Origin of the sequence: Nocardia sp. NPDC024068, assembly GCF_040638875.1 — a bacterium.
GTDB lineage: Bacteria > Actinomycetota > Actinomycetes > Mycobacteriales > Mycobacteriaceae > Nocardia.
In genome coordinates, this window is record NZ_JBEZYU010000004.1 from 123007 (window position 1) to 143042 (window position 20036).

General features: G+C 70.3%; 7 protein-coding genes. 2 read left to right on the plus strand and 5 right to left on the minus strand.

The window, feature by feature from the left end; all coding sequences use genetic code 11:
- Positions 1–24 precede the first annotated feature (24 nt).
- Positions 25–1659 carry an MFS transporter gene (locus AB0F41_RS07790; RefSeq protein WP_357421999.1) on the plus strand — a complete coding sequence of 545 codons (1635 nt, stop codon included), beginning with the start codon at positions 25–27 and terminating at the stop codon, positions 1657–1659.
- 40 nt (positions 1660–1699) lie between these two features.
- On the opposite strand, the gene AB0F41_RS07795 is transcribed toward AB0F41_RS07790, so the two are convergent.
- The 4 genes from AB0F41_RS07795 to AB0F41_RS07810 form a co-directional block, all read right to left on the minus strand.
- Positions 1700–3409 carry a hypothetical protein gene (locus tag AB0F41_RS07795; protein WP_357422000.1) on the minus strand — a complete coding sequence of 570 codons (1710 nt, stop codon included), beginning with the start codon at positions 3407–3409 and terminating at the stop codon, positions 1700–1702.
- A 131-nt stretch (positions 3410–3540) separates the two neighbouring features.
- A complete protein-coding gene (locus tag AB0F41_RS07800; RefSeq protein ID WP_357422001.1) occupies positions 3541–5091 on the minus strand; it encodes a phosphatase PAP2 family protein in 1551 nt (516 codons plus the stop codon).
- 145 nt (positions 5092–5236) lie between these two features.
- Complete coding sequence (msrA, locus tag AB0F41_RS07805; RefSeq protein WP_357422002.1) at positions 5237–5749, minus strand: peptide-methionine (S)-S-oxide reductase MsrA; 513 nt, start codon at positions 5747–5749, stop codon at positions 5237–5239.
- A gap of 91 nt (positions 5750–5840) precedes the next feature.
- Positions 5841–6656 (minus strand): class I SAM-dependent methyltransferase, encoded by an 816-nt coding sequence (locus AB0F41_RS07810; RefSeq protein ID WP_357422003.1) that lies wholly within the window; start codon positions 6654–6656, stop codon positions 5841–5843.
- A gap of 352 nt (positions 6657–7008) precedes the next feature.
- Between AB0F41_RS07810 and AB0F41_RS07815 the strand changes: the two genes are divergently transcribed.
- Positions 7009–9039 (plus strand): NADPH-dependent 2,4-dienoyl-CoA reductase, encoded by a 2031-nt coding sequence (locus AB0F41_RS07815; protein WP_357422004.1) that lies wholly within the window; start codon positions 7009–7011, stop codon positions 9037–9039.
- Between the two features lie 131 nt (positions 9040–9170).
- Here AB0F41_RS07815 and AB0F41_RS07820 read toward each other — a convergent pair whose 3' ends face one another.
- Positions 9171–20036 carry a type I polyketide synthase gene (locus AB0F41_RS07820; protein WP_357422005.1) on the minus strand — a complete coding sequence of 3622 codons (10866 nt, stop codon included), beginning with the start codon at positions 20034–20036 and terminating at the stop codon, positions 9171–9173.

Sequence of the window (20036 nt, forward strand, 5' to 3'; positions counted from 1 at the left end):
GCCACCGGCCCGGGGAAGCCGCCGGTGAGCGAGGACCGAACCGCCGAGCACCCGCCCCGGGCCGGTTCCGGGCTGGTGCTCGCGGTGCTCGCCGCCGGGCAGTTCCTGATGACCCTCGACAGTTCGGTCATGAACGTGTCGATGGCGACGGTGGCCGAGGATATCGGCACCAGTATCACCGGCATCCAGACCGCCATCACGCTCTACACCCTGGTGATGGCGTCGCTGATGATCACCGGCGGAAAGATCGGCGCGATCGTGGGCCGGCGCCGGGTCTTCGCACTCGGCCTGATCATCTACGGCGCCGGATCGCTGGTCACCGGCCTCGCGCCGAACCTCGGCGTCCTGCTGGTGGGCTGGTCGCTGCTGGAAGGTATCGGCGCCGCGCTCATCATGCCCGCGATCGTGGCGCTGGTGGCCGCGAACGTACCCGCCGAACGGCGGACCGCCGCCTACGGGCTGATCGCGGCCGCGGGCGCGTCCGCCGTCGCGGTGGGACCGCTGCTGGGCGGGGCCGTGACCACCTACGCCTCCTGGCGGCTGGTCTTCTTCGGCGAGGTGGTCGTGGTGGCCGTGATCATGCTGCTGCTGCGGCGGATGGCCGACAGTCCCCCGGAACAGGCCCGGCTGGATCTGCTCGGCGCGGCGCTTTCGGTGGCCGGTCTCGGCATGATCGTCTACGGCGTCCTGCGCTCCGGCGAATGGGGCTGGATACAGCCGCGCCCCGGAAGTCCGGCAGTTCTCGGACTGTCGCCGGTGGTCTGGCTGCTGCTCGGCGGGCTGCTGGTGCTGGTGCTGTTCCGGGAACGGCTGGCCGCGCGGGTACGCGCCGGACGCGAACCGCTCTTCGATCCGCGGCTGCTCGACAACGGGCGGCTGAAGGGCGGGCTCACCATGTTCTTCGCCCAATTCGCCGTCCAGGCCGGGGTGTTCTTCGCCGTGCCGCTGTTCCTGTCCGTCGTCCTGGAACTCAGCGCGCTCGGAACCGGCGCGCGGCTCCTGCCGCTGTCGGTCGCGTTGATCATCGCCGCGCTGGGGATCCCGAAGTTCCTGCCGCGCGCGAGCCCGCGCCGCGTGGTGCGGGTCGGCCTGGTGTCGATGATCATCGGAATCCTGCTCCTCGCCGCCGGGATGGACCCCGGGGTGAACGCGGGAGTCGTCGCGCTACCGATGCTGCTGATGGGTGCGGGCCTGGGCGCGCTGGCCTCCCAGCTGGGGGCGGTGACCGTATCCGCGGTACCCGAATCGCGCAGCGCGGAAGTGGGCGGACTGCAGAACACCGCTTCCTACCTGGGCGCCTCCCTGGGCACCGCACTCATCGGATCGATCCTGATCGGCGCGCTCACGTCCTCGGTGATCGACGATATCGAGAACAATCCCGATGTCCCGGCGGCCGTGCAGGAACAGGCCACCACCGACCTGGCCGCGGGTGTGCCGTTCCTCTCCGACACCCAGCTGCGCGAAGCACTCGGCACCGCGGGGGTGCAGGGCCCCACCGCGGAGGCCGTGGTCTCGATCAACACCGAGGCCCGCCTGGATGCGCTGCAGACCGCTTTCGCCGTCACCGCCCTGCTCGCGGTCGCCGCCCTGTTCGGTACCCGGCGGCTCCCGACCCGTTCGCCGGCCGCCACGCCCGGCGCCGGTCCTCCCGAACCGTAACCCCCGCCGGACACCGGCCACCGCGCGGCGAGGCGGGTGGTCATCCGATGAGGCGGGCGGCGAATCGCGCCAGATTCGTGGACACCGGCTCCGGACCGCCGCCGTTCTGCGCCGCCGCCGCGGTGATCACGTCCAGATGGTGGTAGCCGGGCACGATAACCGTTTCGCCCGCGCCGTACCCGCCGCCGGCGACCACGATCCCGGAACCGCCGAGCAGGTTGATGATCGGTGCGCCGCCCGGTCCCGGATGCAGCCGGTACCGGGCGATCTCGGGCGCGCCACTCTGGGCGATATCGAGGGTGAGTTTCAACGGGAAATACCACTCGGTGAAATCGAGCGGATGCTCGGCCAGGCTGCGGGCCAGGTCGTGCACGCTGGTGACCTCGTCGGCGGCGGTGGTGAACGGCCGGCCGTCCCGCCCGAGCGGGATAGGCGAACCCGAGATCTCGTTGTAGTCGCGCCAGGAGTACAACGGCCCGTGCGGCTGTCCGGTGATCGCCATCGGATCGTCACCGCCGAGCATCCCCGCGAGTGCCCGCAGGCCCGGGACCGCCGACAGCGCGGCGGTATCCGGCGGGAAATCCTTGTCCACCACCGGACCCCCGGCGAAGAAGCCGATACCGGTTTTCAGGATGGACACCGGCTGCGAATTGGCGTCCAGGAACGCCCCGAGCGCGGCCGCGTTGGTGACCCGGAAATCGCGCACCGACGGCGTACCCGTGAGCGCGGTGAACACATCCCGCGACAGCAGGATCCGGTAGGTGGCGTCCTGGTTCGCGTTCGGCGGGATGTACCGGGCGAGATCGGATTCGGCCGTCGGCGCCACCGCCGCGGCCAGCCCGACGATACCCAGCAGATTCATCGTCTCCGGGTTGATCACCGCGGGCAGGGCCAGGGCCCGCGGCAACGCGCCGCTCGCGAGACCCGCCTGGGTGGGACCGTATCCGAGACCGGCCGGTGCCAGCAGTGCGTCCGGGAGGCCGCTGAGCGCGGACAGCGAGGTCCCGACCGCGGAATCGAGCGCGAAATAGCCGGCGCACTGGTCCCGGCCCGGGACACCGGCGAAATCCCATTCGGCGAAGAAACCGGTGATGAGACCACCCAGGGAATGTCCCCCGCACAGCACTTTCCGCGACCGCGCCACCGGGTCGGGCAGTTCGGCGGCGAGCAGGTCGAACTGGTCCTGGACGGTCTGGGCCAGCCCGACCCGGCCGAGCCAGCCCAGCGCACTGTCGGGGACGTAGCCGGCGAAGGTCCGTCCGTCCACGGCCGCGCCGCGGAAGTAGTAGTCGACCGCGCGGTGCGGGTCGCGCGAGGTCAGCGCCGCCAGGCGGCCGGTGTGGTCTTCCAGGCAGTTCGAGCGGCGGTCCAGCGCCCAGAACTCGATATGACGGCCGTTGCGCGCCGCGGCCGCGACGGTATTGCGGGCCAGAGTGTCGAAGGCCGCGGCCCCCTCGAAAACACCGGGCTGGGCGATGAGTACGGCATCGGCATCGGCCGACCCGGTCGGGCCGTCGGCGTGCCGCCAGCGCAGATAGGCGAGGCGGTCACACGCCGCCGGACGGGGACCGGCCGATTCGGGGAGCGGGATACGGAGACCGACAACGGTTTCCAGCACCGAGGTCACCGGCGAGGTGGATACCACCGGCACTTCGGTCCGGGCGGCGGGATCGGGCGCCGCGGTGGCGGTCGCGGTGGCGGCGAACAGCACCCCGGCCGCCGCGAGAATCGGAAGGAGGGTACTTCTCATACGACGGCCCTACTCGAGCCCGGCCGCGGCCGGTGGCACCCGTCGGCGAGCGGTCACCCGCCGACGTGCTCATATCGTAGGATCGCCGCGTCGCGCGCGGGCGGGCATTCGCGAACCCCGCCCGGTTCGGATCAGGTGCCGGACCCGCGGTTTTCCGGGATCACCCGCCCGCTCAGCGGGAATCGGAATACCTCCGGCAACCACGGCGCGCGCCGATGGTGCGGACGGCTGCGGTTGATCCACAGCGGATTGGATTCGTCGCGCCGGTAGACCGGCAACTGACCCGCGACCGTGAACCGCAGATGGGTGGCGCTGCCGATGACCTCGCCGTCCGCGGCGAGGGCCTCCGCGGCAGGTAGTTGCACGATCAGCTCCGGCAGTTGCCGTTCCCCGTACACCCGGCTGTGGCCGATCGCCGCCAGCACCAGCGCGGTCACCGCACGGGTGCGCGACCAGCGCAGATCGGCGCGCAACCAGCGCACGTCCAGCAGCCCGGAATCGAGGCGGGCACGGAAGGCGGGTACGGCGCCGTGCGGATGATAGGGGCCGTTACCGACGAACAGGAACCACACCTTCTGCCAGCGGCCGTCGAGGAAGATCTCGATCGGTTCGGCCCGGCGCAGGGTCACCACCAGCGCCACCGCGAACGCCGGCCATTTACCCCAGCGTTTCTGCCATTTCTCGCGGCGGCGAACCAGGTCCGGATAGGACCCGAGGCTGAAGGTGTTGATGAGATGTCGTGTCTGCGTCTCGTTTTCGTCCCCGTATTCCACGGCGGCGATATCGACCGCCACCGCCTCACCCACGCCGGTCGCGTCGATGACCTCGCGCAGATCGTAGACACCGAGGTCGCGGGCGAAATGGTTGAGCGTGCCGGTCGGGATCACCACCAGCGGGAGTTCCTTGCGCAGAGCCAGCGCGGCCACCGCGGCCACCGTGCCGTCGCCACCGGCGACACCCACCGCGAGCACCGGTTCCTGCCGCTCGGCCAAGATCTGCTCGAGCTGGTCGGCGCAATCGATATCGGGCCGGGTCCGCACCACTGTCGCCGCGGGCAGGGCGGCCGTCACGTCATCGGTGGGGTCGTAGTTGGCGTCACCCGATACCGGATTCACCATCACCACAAGGCCTTTGCCCTCGGCGAGGACCGGCACCTCGGGTACCGGACTGGCTTCGGCCTCATCCGATTCCCGCACCGGCCACCAGCGCCGGGTGGCCAGCGCGATTCCGGAACCGACCGCCGCGCCCACCAGCACATCCGAACCCCAGTGGACACCGGTATGCACTCGCGAATAGGCGACCGCGGCGGCCACCGGCGCAACGAAGAGTGCGCTGCGCGGACTCTCCATCGCCACGGCGGTCGCGAACGCCGCCGCACTGGCGCTGTGGCCGGACGGGAACGACGACGAGGTGGGTGCCGGCGACAGCCTCCGGTACCCGGGCATCAGTTCGGCCGCCGGGCGGCGCCGGGCGAACACCGATTTGAGCACCACATTGGTGACGAAACTGGCACCCGCCACCGAGACGACCCCGCGCATCGCCGCGCGCCGGGTCGATCCGCTGCTGCTCGCGAGCAGTGCCGCCGCCCCCATCCACAGCAGACTGTGGTCGGCGCTGGAGGTCAGGCGCAGCAAACCGGTGTCCAGTTTCGAAGCGGGCAGCCCGGCCACGGTATCGCCCACCGCCTGATCAACCCTGCCGATCCTGCGGAACCTACGGCGCGTCCACCTACTCACCCGACCGACACTACTCACCACGACATCGACCCCGCGAGCCGAAGCGGCCCGCGGGATCGCGCCGGTGGAGCCGGGAATCTCGCCCGGCACTCTAGGCGGTGGCCTGCCGCTTGGGCAGCTTCCAGCCCGGCCTCGGGAAATGGCAGGTGTAACCGTTGGGGAAGTGCTGCAGATAGTCCTGGTGCTCGGGCTCGGCCTCCCAGAACGCGCCCGCCGGGTTCACCTCGGTGACGACCTTGCCCGGCCACAGCCCGGAATCCTCGACATCGGCGATGGTCTCGAGCGCGACCCGCTTCTGCTCGTCGTCGACGTAGAAGATCTCCGACCGGTAGCTGCTGCCGATATCGTTGCCCTGCCGGTCCTTCGTGGTCGGATCATGGATCTGGAAGAAGAACTCCAGCAGCGCCCGGTAATCGGTCTGCGCGGGGTCGTAGACGATTTCCACCGCCTCGGCGTGCCCCGGATGGTTGCGATAGGTGGCATGGTCATTGCTGCCACCGGTGTAGCCGACACGAGTCGAGAGCACCCCGGGCTGCCTGCGGATCAGGTCCTGCATACCCCAGAAGCACCCACCGGCCAGGATCGCCTTCCGCGTTTCGGTCACGCTTCCTCCTTCGTCCCCCTCATTATGTGCCCCCGGTACAACCCGGCTCCGGACGCAGAAAATCCCGCCCGGCCCGATCCACAGCGTCCGCTCAGCTTCGCCGCGCCGTCACCAGCAGGTACTCCCATTCCATCCGGCCGCCGCCGAGATCGCTGTCGGCGGCGAGGTCGGCGAGGTCGCGGTCCAGGGCCGCGGCACGATCCGGGTCGCCTTCCAGCGTCTTGTACACCGAGATCGTCGGCCCGTAATTGGTCTTGAAGAAATCACGGAACGCGGCGCCGTCGGCGAATACGTCGACCGGCAACGTCTCGCGCCGCATTTCCAGACCGGCGACCCGATCGCCCAGTAACTCCGTCACATGCGCCTCGTCGCCCCACAGCGGGGGCGGCTGCGCGCCCGCGGGGGGCGGCGGCGCGTAGGGCTTCATGGCGGCGAACATCCGGCCGATGAACCCGGACGGCGTCCAGTTCGCCAGGGCGATCGTGCCACCGGTTCCGGTGACCCGGACCAATTCGTCGGCCGCGGTCCGGTGGAACGGCGCGAACATGATCCCCACGCAGGACAGGACCACATCGAACGCGCCGTCGTCGTAGGGCAGCGCCTCGGCGTCGGCCTGCTCCCAGGTGACCGCCACCCCGGCCGCGGCCGCGTTGCGGCGGCCGACCTCGAACAGCTCCGGCGTCAGATCACTGGCGACCACATCCGCACCGGTTTGCGCGGCCGGTATGGCGGCGTTTCCGGCGCCGGCGGCTATATCCAGCACTTTCTTCCCCGGTCCGACGGGTGCGGCGCGGACCAGCCGCCGGCCGAGTTCGGGGATCACGTCGGCGGCCACGCGCGGGTAATCACCCGACGCCCACATCGCCCGGTGCCTGGTCTTGAGTTCACTGGAAACGGACTGCGTCATGGTGTGCTCCTGGGGTCGATCGGAACCTCGGACCTGCTGACGGCACGGCGCCCCTCGCTGACGCTCCACGCGGCCGTTTCTCACTGTCGAATTCCTGGTCAGATCGCTGTCGAGCCGCATACATTGTCCGCCCGCCCCCTACCGCGCCGCAATCCCCGGCTCATCGGCGCCGGACCCGGGCGACCACCGGCCGCAGCCACCATGCCGAGCGGGCCCCGGCCGCCTGGGAAGAGCTCCGGAACCAGCGCGGTGACCGAGCCCGGATGACAGCGGGACAGGGGTACGAACCGAGTCGAAACCGGAACGGCGGCCATCCGTTGCGGCGAATTAGACTGGTCAGTAGGTTCACTTCATGAGCTCCACGTTCCCGCATTTGCTGGCGCCCCTTCAGCTGCGCCATATCACACTGCGCAATCGCGTGGTGATGGGTTCGATGCACACCGGCCTCGAAGACCGGCCCTGGCATACCGATCGGCTGGCCGCCTTCTTCGCCGAACGCGCACGCGGCGGCGTAGGTCTCATCGTCACCGGCGGGTACGCACCCAACCGGGAAGCGCTGATCTCACCGTTCTCGTGCTCGATGCTCACCGAGGCCGATGCCGTGCGGCATCGCGTCATCACCGGTGCCGTCCATGAGGCGGGCGCAAAGATCGCGATGCAGATCCTGCATACGGGACGCGATTCGAACACCCCGAACAATGTCGCACCGTCGGTGGTCGCCTCGCCGTTCAGCGCCTTCGAACCGCGGGAATTATCCGACGTCGAGGTCGAATCGACCATCGATGCCCATGTGCACTGCGCCCGGCTGGCGAAATCGGCCGGGTACGACGGAATCGAGCTGATCGGCGGCGAGGGATTCCTCATCAATCAATTCCTCGCTCCCCTGACCAATAAGCGCACTGACCGCTGGGGAAGCTCACCGGCCGATCGGCGCCGATTCCCGGTGGAGATCGTCACCCGGACCCGCGCCGCGCTGGGTGACGAATTCCTGATCATGTTCCGCATGTCGCTGGCCGACTTCATGGAGGACGGACAGACCTTCGAGGAGATCATCGCCCTGGCTCGCGAGCTGGAAGCGGCGGGAGTGGATATCATCAACACCGATATCGGCTGGCACGAATCCCGGGTACCCACGATCGCCACCTCCGTGCCCCGGGCGGCTTTCGTCGGATACACCGCGAAGATCAAACAGCAGGTGAGTATTCCGGTGTGCGCGGCGAATCGGATCAATATGCCCGACGTCGCCGAAGCGATCCTCGAGCGTGGCGACGCCGATCTCGTCGCCTTGGCGCGTCCGATGCTCGCCGACCCGGAGTGGGTGCGAAAAGCAGCCGAATCCAGGGTCGACGAGATCAACACCTGCATCGCCTGCAACCAGGCCTGCCTGGACCACACCTTCACCGGAGAACTGGTGTCGTGCCTGCTGAATCCGCGCGCCGGCCGGGAGACCGTCCTGCAGCTGCTGCCCACCAGACAGGCCAAGAGGGTCGCGGTGATCGGGGCCGGCCCGGCCGGGTTGTCGGCCGCGATCGGCGCGGCCGAACGAGGGCACCGGGTGGAGCTGTTCGAGGCGGCGGACCGAATCGGCGGTCAATTCGACCTGGCCCGGCGTATTCCCGGCAAAGAGGAGTTCGACGAGTCGATCCGGTACTTCCGGCGCAAACTGGAAGTCCTCGGTGTGTCATTGCGATTGAACACCGAGGTCACGGCCGGACTGCTCGCCGAAGGCGACTGGGACGAGGTGGTGGTGGCCACCGGGGTCCGTCCGCGCGTCCCCGATATCGCCGGTATCGACCACCCGATGGTGCTCTCCTACCCCGAGTTGATCCGCGGCGAACGCACCGCCGGGCGACGGGTGGCCGTGATCGGCGCGGGCGGAATCGGATTCGACGTCGGCGAACTCCTCACCGTGGCGGACAGCAGCGCGCTCGACCTGGCCGAATGGCAGCGGGAATGGGGGGTCACCCACGACGAGCAGGCGCCAGGCCAGCTGACCACACGCACCTGGTCACCGGCGGTTCGCGATGTCACGCTGCTGAAACGTAAACCCGGTCCGTTCGGAACCACGCTGGGCAAGACCACGGGCTGGATCCACCGCACCGCGCTGGAGGCCAGGGGGGTCGAGCAGATCGCCGGGGTGAACTACGAGCTGATCGACGACCGGGGCCTGCACATCAGCTTCGGGCCGAATCACGAAGGCCGGCGCGTGCTCGAGGTCGACACTGTCGTGATCTGCGCCGGTCAGGAATCAGTGCGGGAACTGGTGGATCCACTCAGCGACCGTGGGATGCGGTGGCATGTCATCGGCGGCGCCGACGAAGCCAAGGAGCTGGACGCCAAACGCGCGATCGAACAAGGCACCCAACTGGCGTCCGAGCTCTGACGCAGCGGTCGCGATCCGGGTGATCTGCTCCGGGCCGCCACGGCGATATCCCGGCCGGCGACTTCGCCGACCGGGATATCGCGGTCACTGTGCTGTGTGGGCCCGCCCCGGCCCTCGGGCCGGGACGGACATCAATCCTTCAGCTCTCGATCGAGCAACGCGAAGAGCTCATCCGCGCTGGCGTCCGCCACCACCGTGTGGGCGGGGACCGGCGTCGGCTCCGGCTCGATGGTCGCCTCGTCGAGCAGTGCCCGGATCCGGGCCGCCAGACGCTGCTTGTCCTGCGCCGACCGGATAGTGGTGAACATCGAGCGCAACGCCGCGAGCTGATCGTCGGCCGCCGAGGTCACCGCGGTGTCCTCCCACCGCTGCAATAGCAGTTTCGCGACCGCCGCGGCGGTCGGATGGTCGAATACCAAAGTGGCGGGCAACCGCATACCGGACCCTTCGGACAACCGGTTGCGCAGTTCGACACCGCCCAGCGAATCGAATCCCAGGCTCTTGAACGGCGTATCCGGCTCGACGGCAGCCGCCGACGGGTAGCCCAGCACCGCCGCCGCCTGCTCCCGGACGAATTCGAGTGCCAACTCGTCGCGCTCGTCTTCGGCGGCCGCGGCCAGCCGCCGGACCAGTCCGGCTCCGGCCGCGCCACCGCCGGACCGGCGTGGACGCGCGGGCACGAGACCATTGAGCACCTCGGCCAGCAGCCCCGCCCGGGATTGCGCGGCCAGGGTGGACCGGTCGAACCGGGCGCCCACGACCACCGGCGCGCCGGCCGGCAGCGCGGCATCGAACAACGCCGTCCCGACACCCTCGCCGAGCACCTCGATGCCCATCCGCTCCAACCGCGCCACGGCCGACCGGTCGAGCTCGCCGGTCATCCCGATATCCGGAGTCCAGGGACCCCATGCCACCGATACCGCGGGCAGACCCTCGGCACGCCGGACCCGGGCCAGCGCGTCGAGCACCGAGTTCGCGGCGGCATAATTGCCCTGCCCGGGTGAACCCATCGCGGCGGCCAGCGACGAGAAGACGACGAAGGCCCGGAGGTCGTACCCGCGGGTGAGCTCGTCGAGGATCAGCGCGCCCGCGACCTTCGGCGCCAGTACCCGGTCGATCTGTTCGGTGGTCAGCGATTCGATCGTGCCGTCGTCGAGCAGACCCGCCGAGTGGATCACCCCCGTCAAGGGATGCGCGTGATCGATCGAGTCCAGTAGCGACGCCATACCGGCGTGGTCGGTGACATCGCAGGCGGCCACCCGCACCCGCGCACCCAGCCCCGACAACTCCGAAACCAGTTCCGCGACACCCGCTGCCGCCGCACCACGGCGAGATACCAGCAGCAGGTGTTCGACACCGTGCGCGGCGACCAGATGCCGGGCCGTGACCGCGCCCAGGCCGGTGGTACCGCCGGTGATCAGCACCGTGCCGGTTCCGAACGCCCCACCCGGCACCGATGCCGGGGCGGCGGCACCCTGGACCACCCGGGGTACGAACATTCGCGATCCGCGCACCGCTATATCGGCCGCGCCGGCCACCAGCGCGGTGCGTACCAGGTCGGGACTCAGCTCGTCGTCGTAGTCCAGCAGGATGATCCGGCCCGGGTGCTCCGATTGCGCGCTGCGGACCAGTCCCGCCGCCGCGGCGGCCGCCAGATCCACCGGCTCGCCGTCGATGCCGCTCGCCCGCCGGGTGGCGACGACGAGGCGGGCCGCGTCGGGAAGGTCCACGGCCAGCCAGGATCGGACCGTGTGCCAGGCGGCATGCACCGCCGCCCGGACGAGCCCGGCGCGGTCTCCCGCCGATTGCGTCCGCCCGGCGCCGGTGTCCGGGTCGTCGGCGCCGAGCGGATCCGGTCCCGGCGACCACACCACCACTTCCGGAACCCGCTCGGTACCGGCCAGTTCGGGATGATGCCGGTCGATACCGGGGATACGCACCGTACCCACGCTCGCGATCTCCCGTGCGTCCGGAAACGTCGGCTGCGGGAGTTCCGATTCGACCCAGCGCAGATCCAGTACGGGTGCGGGCCGGGAAGCGACAGCGGCGGTCAGATCGGCCGCGGCGACAGGCCGGGAGGCGACGGCGTCGATGGTGAGCACCACCGCACCGGAGTCGTCGGCCACGTCGATGCCGACCCGGCCGTCGCCGACGGCGACCGCGCGCACCCGCGCCGCCCGCGCGCCGGGGCGCCACAGCCGCACACCGGCGAAGGTGAACGGCAACGGCAACCGTCCGGGTGGCAGATCATCGAGCAACCCGGTGACGGCCGCGTGCAGGCAGGCGTCCAGGAGTGCGGGATGAACACCGAAACCGGTCATCGGACCGACCGCGGTGTCGTCGAGCGAGATCTCGGCGAACGTGTGCTCGCCGCGGGTCCACCGGGCGGTCACGCCCTGGAAGGCCGGCCCGTAGTCGAAACCCGCCTCCGCCAGCCGGTCGTAGATCGACTCCTCCGCTGCCGGCTGTGCTCCGGCGGGCGGCCAGCTCGGCTCGTTCCAGCTCGGCGCGGACTCGGCACCGAGGGCCAGTACCCCGCGGGCGTGTGTCGCCCAGCGGTTCTCCTCGGCATTGTCCCCGCCCGAGCGCAGACGGGAGTAGACCGTGAATGTCCGGCGACCTTCTTCGTCCGGCCGGCCGACACCGATCTGCACTTCGATATCGTCGCCGGCGGCGATCGACAGCGGAGCCTCGAGCAGGAGTTCCTCGACGGCGTCCAGGTGCAGGTGCGCACCGACACTGCACGCCAGTTCCACGAACGCCGTCCCGGGCAGCAGTACCGAACCGAAGACCGCGTGATCGGCGATCCACGGATGGGTCCGCAGCGAGAAGCGACCGGTGAACTGCCATTCGTCCCGTCCCGCGAGCGCCAACCCGGTGGTGAGCAGTGGATGACCGAGCGATCCGGTGGCCGCGTCCACCCTCGGCGCCAGCCAGTACCGGTGGTGCTGGAAAGCGTAGGCGGGCAGGGTCACCCGCTCGACCGGACGCCCGGCGAACAGTTGGCGCAGGCGCACCGGTATTCCCGCCGTGTGCGCCCGGCCCAGCGCGGCGACGAAACCGGCGATCTCATCCGTCGATCGCCGCGCCGACGCCACCACCGTGGCCGCCGCCGCGATCTCCGGACGCTCGGCGAGGCTTTCCTCGACCATCACGGTCAGTGCGGCGTCGGGACCGACCTCGACGAACCTGCGCACCCCCGATTCGATCAGCAGGTCCACCCCGGGTGCGAACCGCACACAACTGCGCACATGCCGCACCCAGTAGTCCGGGTCGCATACTTCGTCGGCGACCCGGGTAGCCGACACATTGGACACGATCGGGATCGACGGCGCCCGATAGGTCAAACTCCGGGCCACCGTGCGGAACTCGTCCAGGATCGGTTCCATCACCACCGAATGCGATGCGTGCGAAATCCGCAGCACGGTGTTCTGCACACCGTCGGCCGTCAGCCGCGCCCGGATCCCGGCGACAGCGTCGGCGAAACCGGAGAACACCACCGAACGGGGACCGTTCACCGTTCCCACCGAGACCCGATCATCGGTGCCGTCCAGGTACCGGTCCGCCTCCGCCTCCGAGACGGCCGCCGCCAGCATCGCCCCACCCGACGGCGCCGACCCCATCAACCGGCCCCGCGCCGCGACCAGCACGCACGCGTCCGCCAGCGACCACACCCCGGCCACATACGCCGCCACCAGCTCACCCAGCGAATGACCCGCCACCACATCGGGCTCCATGCCGAACGACTCCAGCAGCCGGAACATCGCCACCTCGAAGGCGAACAACGCCGGCTGCATCCAATCCATCCGGTCCAGCACGCCGTCCGGATCGGTGAACATCGCGGTGCGCAACGAGCCGTCCAGGTGCCGATCGAACTCCGCGCACACTTCGTCCAGCGCGGCGGCGAACACCGGGAACGCGCGCGACAACTCGGCACCCATACCCACTCGTTGCGCACCACCGCCGGTGAACAGGAAAGCGGTGGTACCCGGGGTCATCCGGCCGTTCACCACCGTCGGCGACGGGGTATCGGAGGCGAGCGCGGCCAACCCGGCCAGCAAGCCCACCCGATCACCGCCGACCACGACACCGCGCCGATCGAACGAGGCCCGGGTATCCAGCAACGACCGCCCCAGCGTCGCGGCATCGACCTCGGGATGCGCGGTCCACCACGCCCGTATCCGGTCCGCCTGAGCACGTAGCGCGGGCACCGACTTCGCCGAGACGACCAGCGGCACCACCTCGGCGGCCGGGACCGGCTCGCCACCGGCCGCGTCGGCCGGCCCGGCCGACGGCTGCGGCGCCTCCTCCAGGATCACGTGGGCGTTGGTTCCGCTGATACCGAACGAGGACACTCCCGCGCGCCGGACCGCCGCACCCGCCGACCACGGTTCGGGCGCGGTGAGCACCCGCACCGCCCCGGCCGACCAATCGACATGGGGGGAAAGTTCTTCGGCGTGCAACGACTTCGGCAGGGCCTCGTGTCGTAACGCCTGCACCATTTTGATGACGCCACCGACCCCGGACGCGGCCTGGGTGTGGCCGATATTGGATTTGAGCGACCCCACCCGCAGCGGCTGCCGCGACCGGTCCTGTCCGTACACGGCCATCAGCGCGTGCGCCTCGATCGGGTCGCCCAGCGCGGTGCCGGTGCCGTGAGCCTCCACCGCGTCCACATCACCGGGACGCAGACCCGCATCGGCCAGCGCGGCGGTGATCACCCGCTCCTGCGAGGGCCCGTTCGGCGCGGTCAAACCGTTGCTCGCCCCGTCCTGGTTGACGGCGCTGCCCCGCACCACCGCCAGCACGTCGTGCCCCAGCCGACGGGCGTCCGACAATCGTTCCACCACCAGCACAGCGGCGCCCTCACCCCAGGACACACCGTCGGCCGCGGCCGAGAACGGTTTGCACCGCCCGTCCCGGGCCAGGCCGCGCTGCCGGGAGAATTCCACGAACGGCAGCGGTGTCGCCATCACCGTGGCACCGCCGACCAGTGCCAGTGAAGTCTCACCCTGCCGCAACGCGCGGCACGCCAGATGCAGCGCCACCAGCGACGACGAACACGCCGTATCCACTGTGAGCGCCGGGCCTTCCAGGCCCAGCGTGTACGCCACCCGGCCGGACACCACACTGCCCGCGCCACCGGTCCCGATATAGCCTTCGGCGTCCGCGCCGGCGCTCCGGGCGAGCACCTCGTAGTCCTGGTACATCACGCCGGTGTAGACGCTGGAGTCGGAACCCCGCAACGAGGCCGGGTCGATCCCGGCGTGCTCGAGCGCTTCCCAGGACACCTCCAGCAGCAACCGCTGCTGCGGATCCATCGCCACCGCTTCCCGCGGTGCGATATCGAAGAACGCGGCATCGAAACCGGTCACGTCGTCGAGGAAGCCACCCCGGCCCGAGTACGAGGTGCCCGCGTGGTCCGGGTCCGGGTGGATCAGACCGTCCAGGTCCCAGCCCCGGTCGGCCGGGAACTCACCGATGGCATCGGTGCCGGCGCTCACCAGATCCCACAGTTCGTCCGCCGAGGACACCCCGCCCGGATACCGGCATGCCATACCGACGATCGCGATCGGTTCGTCGGCCTCGGTACGGCGCTCGGTCCGGCGGGCCCGGGGGATCCCACCTTCGATCCGCGAACGCAGGAACCGAGCGGTTGCCGTGACGGTCGGGTAATCGAAAATCAGGATCGAGGGCAGTCGCAGGCCGGTGGCCTTGCTCAGCCGGTTCCGGAAATCCACCCCACCGAGAGAGTCGAAACCCAGTTCACTGAAGGGCTTTTCGGGGTCGATCGACGCACCGGAGGGGTGGCCGAGTACCTCGGCCACCTGATCGCGGACGAAACCCACCAGGATTTCCTCGTGCGTATCCGGTGCGGCGGCGGCCAGCCGCCGGAGCAGGTCCGCACTCCCGCCGCCGCCCCCCACGCGGCGCGGTGGCGGTGTCGGGGCCAGTGTTCGCAGCAGGTCGGGCAGCACACCGGCCCGGGACTGGAGCGACAACGCCGAAATCTCGAAGTCCACCGCGGCGAGGAACGCCGGACCCCCGGCCAGGTCGAGCAACGCCAAACCGTCGGCTTCGGCCAGTGGCCGGAAACCCAGCCGCGTGATCCGATCGACTGCCGCCGCGGCCAGCTCGGCGGTCATACCACTGTCCTGATTCCAGGGTCCCCATCCCACGGAGACCGCGGGCAGGCCGGCGTGTATCCGCCGGTGCGCCAGGGCATCCAGTACCGAGTTCGCGGCGGCGTAATTGCCCTGGCCCGCCGATCCGAGCATCCCCGCGACCGACGAGAACATCACGAATGCGGCGAGATCGGCGCCGGCGGTGAGCTCGTGCAGATTCAGTGCTCCGTCGACCTTCGGTGCCAGCACCCGATCGACCCGATCCGGGGTGAGAGTGTCGATCGTGCCGTCGTCCAGGACACCGGCGGCGTGCACGATACCGGTCAGCGGGGGGCCGCCGGCGAGTTCGCCGAGCATGGCCCGTACCGCGTCGCGGTCGGCGATATCGCAGGCCACCACCCTGGGGCGAGCCCCCAGCCCGGTCAGTTCGGTGACGAGTTCGCCGACGCCCTCGCCACGTTCACCGCGCCGGGACACCAGCACCAGATCACGGACACCGTGAGCCGTGGCCAGGTGCCGTGCCACCAGCGCACCGAGGCCACCGGTGCCACCGGTGATCAGCACCGCGCCGGCACCGAAGGTGAGGGCTGTGTCCTCGCCGGTGCCGAGGCGGGTGAGCCGGGGCACCAGCAGGGAGCCGGCCCGTACCGCCAGTTGCGATTCACCGGTGGCCAGCACCGCCGAAACCAGATCACCGGTCACCTCGGCGGTATCGCTGTCCACGAGCACGATCCGGCCCGGGTTCTCCGACTGCGCGCTGCGCACCAGCCCCCGGATCGCCGCGGCGGCCAGGTCGGGATCCTCGCCGGGTAACCCGGCTCCGTTGCGGGTCACGACGACCAGCCGGGACTCTGCTGCCACCGGCTGATCCAGCCAGCCGCGCACGGTCGCCAGCGCTGTGTGCACCGCCAGGTGCACCGCATCGGCGCCCGCCGCGGCCGGTGATCCGGCCGCCGGGTCGGCGAACCACACCACGACGGTGGCGGCACCGCTCGACTCGGAGGTCACGGATTCGGCGGCCACGGACTGTATCCAGGCGGCCATATCCGGCTGAGCTACGGCGAAACCGGTCGCGACCGGCCGGCCCACCGCGACGAGCCGTCGCTCACCCACCGATCCGGGTTCCGGTGCACCCGCTGGAATCCAGCGGATTTCGTAGCGCGCGTCGCGGGTGGTGGAGGTCGCGCTCGTCAACGCTTCGCGGTCGATCGGGCGCGTCAGCAGCGATTCGATCAGGGCCACCGGATCACCGGCGGCGTCCCGGAGCTCGACCCGGACACTGCCGGAACCGTCGGCCCGGATCCGGGCCTGCACGGCCGCCGCGCCCGGACGGTACAGCCGTACACCGTTGAACGAAAAGGGCAGCGGGACCTGCCCGGCCCCTGCCTCGGCGTCCAGGACCTCGCCGGCCGCGTGCAGCGCCGCGTCCAGCAGTGCCGGATGCAGACCGAAACCGGGGGCGTCCGCGCTCAGCGCAGCCGGTAACAGCACGTCGGCCAGCACCTCGTCCTCGCCCCGGGCAGTGCGGCGCACACCCTGGAACGCCGGCCCGTACTCGAACCCCTGGGTGAGCAATCGGCCGTAGAGCACGTCGGCCGCGACCGCGTCGCCCTCGGCCAGCGGGCCGTCGAACCCGCCGGTGGGCAGTATGTCGGCGGCCGCGCCGGGCGCGAAGACACCTCGGGCGTGCGTGATCGCGCCGGCGGCCGGATCGTCCGCCGGGCGGGAGGCCACCAGGAATCGGCGCCGCCCATCGGTACCGGCCGCTTCCACGCTGATCTGGATATCGACCTCGCCGCGTTCGGTCAGCCGCAGCGGCGCCTCGAGGACCAGCTCGTCGAGTACCTCCATACCCAGCCTGGCACCGGCCGCCAGCGCCAGCTCCACGAAACCCGTCCCGGGCAGCAGCACCGAGCCGAAAACCACGTGATCGGCGATCCACGCCTGCGATGCCAGCGAGAGGCGGCCGGTGAACAGCCACTCGTCCCGGCCGGCGAGTGCGACGGCCGCGCCCAGCATGGGGTGGTCCACAGCCATCAGACCGGCTCGGCACACATCACCCGATCCTTCGGTGGGCGTCAGCCAATACCGCTGCCGCTGGAAGGCGTAGGTCGGCAACGGAACCCGGCGGGGTGCGTGGCCGGCGAACAACCGGCCCCAGTCCACCCGTAACCCGGCGGCGTGCGCACTACCGAGGAAGGTGACGAACTGCGCCGTCTCATCGACGCCACGCCGACCGGCCGCGAGCACCACCGATCGCGCCTCGACCTCGGGATCGGCGGCCAGACAGTCACGCGTCGCCGCGGAGAGCACCGCGTCCGGGCCGATTTCGACGAACCGGCGCACACCCGCATCGATCGCGGCGGCGATCCCCGGAGCGAAACGCACACCCGCCCGTACCTGACGCACCCAGTACTCCGGATCGGTCAGTACCGACCCGTCCACCACCGCACCCGTCACATCGGACACGATCGGGATCGCGGGCGCCCGGTAGCTCAGACCGGCCGCGATCGCGCCGAATTCGGCCAGCATCGGATCCAGCCGGGCCGAATGGAAGGCATGGCTCACCCGCAACCGGGTGGTCTTCGCGCCGCGTTCGCGCAGTTCACGTTCGACTTCGCCGACCGCGTCCGCGTCACCGGACAGCACCACCGAGGCCGGGCCGTTGACCGCCGCCACCGACAACGTGTCCGGGTACCCGGACAGCAACTCGCCCGCCTCGGTCTCGGTGATCGCGACGGCCAGCATCGCCCCACCCGCCGGCAACGCACCCATCAGCCGGCCCCGCGCCGCGACCAGCGCGCACGCATCGGACAGGGTCCACACACCCGCCACATACGCCGCGACCAGCTCACCGATGGAATGACCCACCAGAACATCCGGGGCGAGCCCGAACGACTCGGCCAACCGGTACAGCGCCACCTCGAACGCGAACAACGCCGGCTGGGTGAACTCGGTGCGATCCAGCAGCTCGCCCGCATCGGCCCGGAACATCAGCTCGCGCAGCGATCTGCCCAGCAACGGATCGAAGACCGCGCATACCTCGTCCAGCGCCGCGGCGAACACCGGGAACCCGGTGTACAACCCGGCACCCATGCCCGCACGCTGTGCACCCTGACCGGTGAACATGACGGCGGTACCGCCCGAACCCACCTGCCCCGACACCACGCCCGCGCCCGGCGCACCTTCGGCCAGGGCAGCCAGCCCCACCGCCAGTTCGGCGTGATCCCGGCCCACCACAGCCGCCCGCCACTCCAGCTGCGCCCGGGTTGTGGACAGCGAGTACGCGATGTCCCGGACATGCACGCCCGCATCCGGATTCAGCAGGCCACGCAACCGGTCGGCCTGGGCCCGCAATGCCCCCTCGGAACCGGCCGACACCAGCAACGGAACGTACTCGCTGCCGACCCGCTCCCCGATCTCCGCCGAAGCCGGCGGTGATGCCCCCTCGGCGGACCCGGAGACCGTAGTCTCACCGGGCTCCGGCGCCTCCTCCAGAACGACGTGCGCGTTGGTGCCGCTGACCCCGAACGAGGACACACCCGCTCGCCGTGGCCGCTGCCCCACGCGCGGCCACGGCGCGCTGTCCTCGAGCAGTCGTACCGTCCCGGCCGACCAATCCACCAGCGGGCTGGGTTCGTCCACGTGCAGTGTCTTCGGCAGCATGCCGTGCCGCATGGCCTGAACCATCTTGATCACACCGCCGACCCCGGCTCCGGCCGAGGTGTGGCCGATATTGGACTTGAGCGAACCCAGCCACAACGGGGTCTCCACCGGCCGCGCGCCGTACACACCGATCAGCGCCCGCGCCTCGATCGGGTCACCGAGTTTCGTACCCGTCCCGTGTGCTTCGACCGCGTCGACCTCCGCGGGATGCACACCGGCGTTGACCAGCGCCTGGCGGATGACCGCCTCCTGCGACAGACCGTTGGGCGCGGTCAGCCCGTTACTCGCGCCGTCCTGATTGATCGCGCTACCGCGCACCACCGCCAGGACCGGGTGGCCCAGCCGCCGCGCGTCCGATAATCGCTCGAGTACCAGTACACCCAGACCCTCGGCGAAACCGGTCCCCTCGGCCCCGGCCGCGAACGCCCGGCACCGGCCGTCGGGCGAGAGCGCGCGCTGACGCGCGAACGCGATCAGCAACGACGGATCCGACATCACCGTGACCCCACCGGCCAGCGCCAGCGAGGTCTCACCCTGGCGCAGCGCCTGGCAGGCCAGATGCAGGGCGACCAGCGAGGACGAGCACGCCGTGTCCACCGAGATCGCCGGCCCCTTGAAACCGAGGGTGTAGGCGACCCGGCCCGACAGCACACTGTTGGACACACCCAGGTAGACGTGGCCCTCGGTCTCGGCCGTGATCTGCGCCGAGCCGACCCGGGGCCCGTAGTCCTGGTGCGCGACGCCGGCGAACACACTGGTATCGCTGTCGCGCAGCGATACCGGATCGATTCCGGCGGCCTCCAGCGCCTCCCACGACGCCTCGAGCATCAATCGTTGCTGCGGATCCATCGTGGCGGCCTCACGCGGGCTGATCCCGAAGAAGCCCGCGTCGAAACCGGCGGCGTCGTCGACGAAACCACCCTGCCGCGTGTAGATCGTGCCCGGCACGTCCGGGTCGGAATCGAACAGCCGATCCAGATCCCAGCCCCGGTCCGCCGGGTAGTCCCCGACCGCGTCCACACCCTCGGCCACGATCCGCCACAGCTCGTCGGGTGAGGTGACTCCGCCCGGGTACCGGCAGGCCATCCCGACGATCGCGATCGGTTCACGCGACCGGTCGGTGACCTCGCGCAGTTGCTGTTTGGTGTCGTAGAGCTCTTTGGCGGTCTTCTTGAGATACCGGCGAAGCTCGTCGTTGTCGGCCAT